Source organism: Persicitalea sp. (assembly GCF_041751555.1).
Taxonomy (GTDB): Bacteria; Bacteroidota; Bacteroidia; order Cytophagales; family Spirosomataceae; genus Persicitalea.
On the sequence record NZ_JBGSXF010000195.1, the window covers coordinates 1 to 4,509 of the forward strand.

A 4,509-nucleotide genomic window follows, 5' to 3' on the forward strand; every position below is an offset into this window, starting at 1 on the left:
TGGGACTGGGAGGGAAGGATAGCGCGCCGGTGGGAATGGCGCAGCCAGTAGCCGACGGCTATGGGGCTGGACTAAACATTGGCCCACTAAGCCCTACTTGGACGGCAGAATCGAACAGTTTTACGCTGAAAGTCAACCGAAAAGGCAGATACGTGTGCATTACGCTACCTGACGGCACTAATACTGTTTCACTCAGTTTGGCCGAAGTACAGGTGTTCGGAAGATAAATCTGGCTGTTGGCGGCAATACCAATCGACACCCTACAAACATGAAAATTCCCGGACTTCTGCTCGTCCTTTCCCTGATTTTGACGCAGACTTGTTTAGGGCATTTTACCCTGACATCGCTTGATGAAGAGACTGTCCCCAAAAGTATTAGCTACACGGGCAACATTTCTCAAGCGGTTCGCTGGACGGACAACACAGGCGATAACATCGTCATTCTGACAGTGACCGACAAAACGCAGAGCAAAAATGCCCCAGACGACAGTTACAGTGACGCGGCTTTGTACGCTTACCATTATTTGGTTTCCGGCGACGGGCCAAAGCAGACATGGAAAGTGTATGATTATGTAAAAGAATGTCCCGCTGACATATTCCTTGACTTTGTTGACGAGACATTCGCGGTGACCGACCTGAATAAAGATGGCAAGGCGGAAGTCTGGGTCATGTACAAAGTTGCTTGTCAGGGTGACGTAAGCCCAATCCCCATGAAAATTATCATGTATCAGGACAGCAAAAAGTTTGCTGTCCGTGGAACGACCAGAGTAAAAGTCTCTGCAACGGATTATATGGGCGGGGAATATTCTTTGGACGGAGCATTTAAAAATGCACCGGCAGAATTCCGCCAGCAAGCCGAAAAACTATGGAAGCAACACGCAACTGAAACATGGGGCCAGTGAAGCGGACACCAACTGCCAGCAATACGAAATGTTTGTTAACCTTATTCTATCCAGTCAAAACGGTGTAGCAGCCGATAGTGCCGCAATATCACTAAATCAATACAGAATGATGGTACACCTGGTCCAGGCTCTTTTTTCCACACTCGCATTCGTATCGTTAGCGGGCTGCGCCAACAAAATGCCCCACACATCAGATGGGTTACGGTTGAAGATTTCGCACTACCGGGTACCCTGCCAGGGCGAAGGCGTTCAGTTGTGCTATCTGGTTAGCAAAAACGGTGGCGAAACCGAATTATTTTACGATCAGATCGAAGGGTTCGCCTACGAATGGGGGTATAACTACGAGATTTCCGTAGAAAGGATAGAAGTCGAGAAGCCCTTGGCCGACGCTTCTTCTTTTAGGTACCGACTAAAAAAACAGATCAGCAAAAAAAAGGTATCGGCCGACCTTCGTTTTGAACTCCCCTTAGTGGTAGACAACTACCGCCTTGTGGGGTCCGATGGTAACAATTGCCTGTATTTCGGGAGTGTCCGCCTCAGCACGGACGCCATTTCGTGCGATTCACTGGCTGGTGGTCAAAAGGGCGCTTTCCAACATACGGAGGGTGGACTGCGTCTGGTAGAGATGATATTTTAAAATCGCAGGCCGCCGAAAATGCGAATCAGAGTAGGCAACACACAATTTTATATGTAAATGAACACTATACACACATTTATCAAACTGCTGGTGGCAGTCGTATGCCTCAGCCCGGCCTTCGCGCAAGTGCAGGTGAGCGCATGGCAAATCCACGAAGGAAATGAGGGCGTGATCGAATTCAAAACCGACGACATGGCATCCAGAATCGCAGCCTTCGACCAGGCGAAAATTCCTGAACCATCGGATACTAAGTGGGAACTGGCCAAGACCCAAAGCGATGGAACGGTAGATTATCCTGATCTGGGTAAAAACGTAAAAAAGTGCGCCCAACAGCTAGACTTCACCTATTTTCAAACTTCGGTCTTCATTCCCAAGAATGTGGATTTAAAAACCTTCACGGTGTCTTATGACATGGCCGATGATGGTGCCCGCATCTATTTTTTCAACAGCAATAACAAAAACGGGAGTTACCAGAAAGGTTCAGAACTGATAGGAAATGCCTCGAAATATAAGGAGGTGGATTTGAAAGATCAGCTCGTAAAGGGCGAGGAGAACCGGATCGTAATTGTTCAATACAACCAATGCACCAACAACAGCATCAGGGGAGTTCGCATTAAAGTCAACAGTAAGGAGGTAGTTCCCGCCGTTCTGCCCACCAAATTCCGGCTCCACGCTTATTCTATTAGTGGAAACAGGGTAGAAAAAGGCAGCGACTACTGGATGGGATACGACAAGAGCGCGCAAAAGAAAAACGCGGGCGACGGCAACAAATCCTATTACGAGGGGAAAATCGTCAGTCCCAAAAATGCCACCGTTATGGAGTTTGAGAAAGTAGACGTGGACAAAGAGAAAGGTATAATAGCGCTGAAGCTATTGAATTCTCCCGTCCCCGACCTTTACCTTCAGGTAGGGAATGATAAAAATTTGACGCTGTACCCCGGCACTCCCGCCAGTGGCAGAGGACACTTCTACGTGCGTACACCCGAAGAGAAGGAAGCAGGGGGGCTCAACTACATTTCTCTCGAAACCGCAGGTTATCCAGCAGACGGAGGCTGGTTCTTGCGGCACGAGGGTTATGTGTTAAAAGTGACCCAAGCCAATGCAAATGCCCGTAAGGACAAAGTTTATCGCCAAGATGCTAGCTGGTTGTTTGAGCCAGTAAAATAGCCCGGAACTGAACAACAAAAATTATGCAAGTAATAAAACTGTTAAGAACAGCGTGCATTGTCCTTCTATGGCTGGTGCAAACCGCATTTGCGCAAACTTACGTTAGTAATGAAGCCTTCACTTCACAAAAGAAGTACACGGCACGGATGGTTCCAGGCAATAAATTACTGGAAGGAGAGAAAATGGTATCTGCGAATGGAGAATACCAAATGAGAGGTACGAGCGAAGGGGACTTCATTATTGAAGAAATTGTGAACAACGCTGCCAAGCAATATCGCATAGTTTACAAATTTCCAATAGGTGGTGCTCTCAATAACCCTCCAAAGTTAAGCTTCTTCAGCTTCAATACGGACTGTAATCTCTGCATCGAAAGTAAACAAAACAATGGCTTTTGCATTACAAATGGTCGTGATGAAAATATCGGCTTGCTCAATCAGTGTAAAGAGGTAACCCTTACCGATAACGGAAGATTAGTATTAATCGGGAAAGATGGTAGCGAGTTGTGGAAGACCCCGAAGTACCCTCAATTGATGCCAGTTGGAAAAGAAGGAGTAAGAAGAAATAATGAAATTTTGACCAATCAACCTATTTCGTTGAAAGTTGTATTCGTTGAATTTAAAGACCAACAAAACCGCAAGAAAAATCCCAGTGAAATATGGGATGTTTTAAAGGAAGGCGGAACGCTTTTTCAGGAATATAAAAGGCAGGGATTGGCAACAATGAAGGATGCTTTGGTAAGTCAGGAATGGGTTCAACTACCCGAAAACCTGTCTGCCTATGTAGCAAATCAAGCATGGAATTATAAAAAATACATAAAGGATACTCATGCGCTACTGGGAGACAAATCTTTTGAGAAAAATACTATTCTTGTGATCGTGCCAATCCCGTATAAGAAGGAGACATCGCTAACATCCTATAACTTTCCGAGTAGTGCCTTGTATGACAGTGATCAAGACAATAAAACGGGTATTATAAGCAATGTGACGCTTGGCTTCGATGCTTATGATATTGAAAAGGGAGCGGGTAAGGATTCTACAAAGAACGTCATTACTATGAAAGATGATTACCGACTCATGATGCACGAGATCGGACATAGTTTCGGCTCTGGTGATCTGTATCCTTCTGAATCCCCATTTAATCATGAGGTAGGTGGTTTTGGCATGATGGCTGATATGCGCGGAGCAACTGGTTTTTTGGGCTGGCACCGTTTTCGGTACGGTTGGCTTGCCAGCGACCGCGCTATTCTTTTAGACCAAAAAGGCAATGAAATGGTAAAATTGACCAAACTCAACAGTGCAAACGGTATTTCCCTGGTAGTTATCCGCGATCCCAGGAAATACGACAAAACTTGGGTAATCGAAATAGCCCAGGACGTTTATAAAAAAGGTGAAACATCAAAGTTAAACACCGAAGGGGATCGGCTTATTGTGTATACAGTCGAGGGGGTGGCAGCAAAAAATAAAAGAGAAATTCGGCTAGTACCCAGAAAGTCACCAATCGATCCGGCTGCCCACTTAACAAAGGATTGGATTGAAGCCTATTCCTATAAAGATGGGCAGACTTTTACTGGACCAAATGCACCTTTCGCAATCAAAACGATCAAAAAAACTGCGGAAGGTTTTGAATTAGCCATCAATCTGCCAGCGGACATCAAGCCCGGGAAATATCCCGCCCCTATAATTGCTTCGGCATCTAAAAGTGGTCAGTACCAAATTGTTCCAGGCTTTGATGGAAATGTTAGCGTAATAGAAACTAACAAAGGTTATGTCTGGGATGTGAAAACCAAATTATTTAAAGATCAACC

At 45.5% G+C, this 4,509-nt stretch carries 5 protein-coding genes; all 5 read left to right on the plus strand.

Annotated elements, in window-relative coordinates; genetic code table 11:
- Window positions 1–227 (plus strand): hypothetical protein (locus tag ACEW8P_RS06910; protein WP_373512364.1); only part of this gene is annotated, 227 nt, incomplete at its 5' end.
- 41 nt (window positions 228–268) lie between these two features.
- Window positions 269–901, plus strand: a complete 633-nt coding sequence (locus ACEW8P_RS06915; RefSeq protein WP_373512365.1) for a M949_RS01915 family surface polysaccharide biosynthesis protein — start codon at window positions 269–271, stop codon at window positions 899–901.
- A 106-nt stretch (window positions 902–1,007) separates the two neighbouring features.
- On the plus strand, window positions 1,008–1,538 hold the full coding sequence (locus tag ACEW8P_RS06920; RefSeq protein WP_373512366.1) for a DUF4377 domain-containing protein: 531 nt from the start codon (window positions 1,008–1,010) through the stop codon (window positions 1,536–1,538).
- Between the two features lie 57 nt (window positions 1,539–1,595).
- Window positions 1,596–2,705, plus strand: a complete 1,110-nt coding sequence (locus tag ACEW8P_RS06925) for a hypothetical protein (RefSeq protein ID WP_373512367.1) — start codon at window positions 1,596–1,598, stop codon at window positions 2,703–2,705.
- A 23-nt stretch (window positions 2,706–2,728) separates the two neighbouring features.
- On the plus strand, window positions 2,729–4,509 hold a 1,781-nt coding region (locus ACEW8P_RS06930), incomplete at its 3' end, for a hypothetical protein (protein WP_373512368.1).

Excerpts from the sequence above, each read along its gene's own strand:
- ACEW8P_RS06915 (WP_373512365.1), top strand. The coding sequence starts at position 269 with ATGAAAATTCCCGGACTTCTGCTCGTCCTTTCCCTGATTTTGACGCAG.
- ACEW8P_RS06920 (WP_373512366.1), top strand. The coding sequence starts at position 1,008 with ATGATGGTACACCTGGTCCAGGCTCTTTTTTCCACACTCGCATTCGTA.
- ACEW8P_RS06925 (WP_373512367.1), top strand. The coding sequence starts at position 1,596 with ATGAACACTATACACACATTTATCAAACTGCTGGTGGCAGTCGTATGC.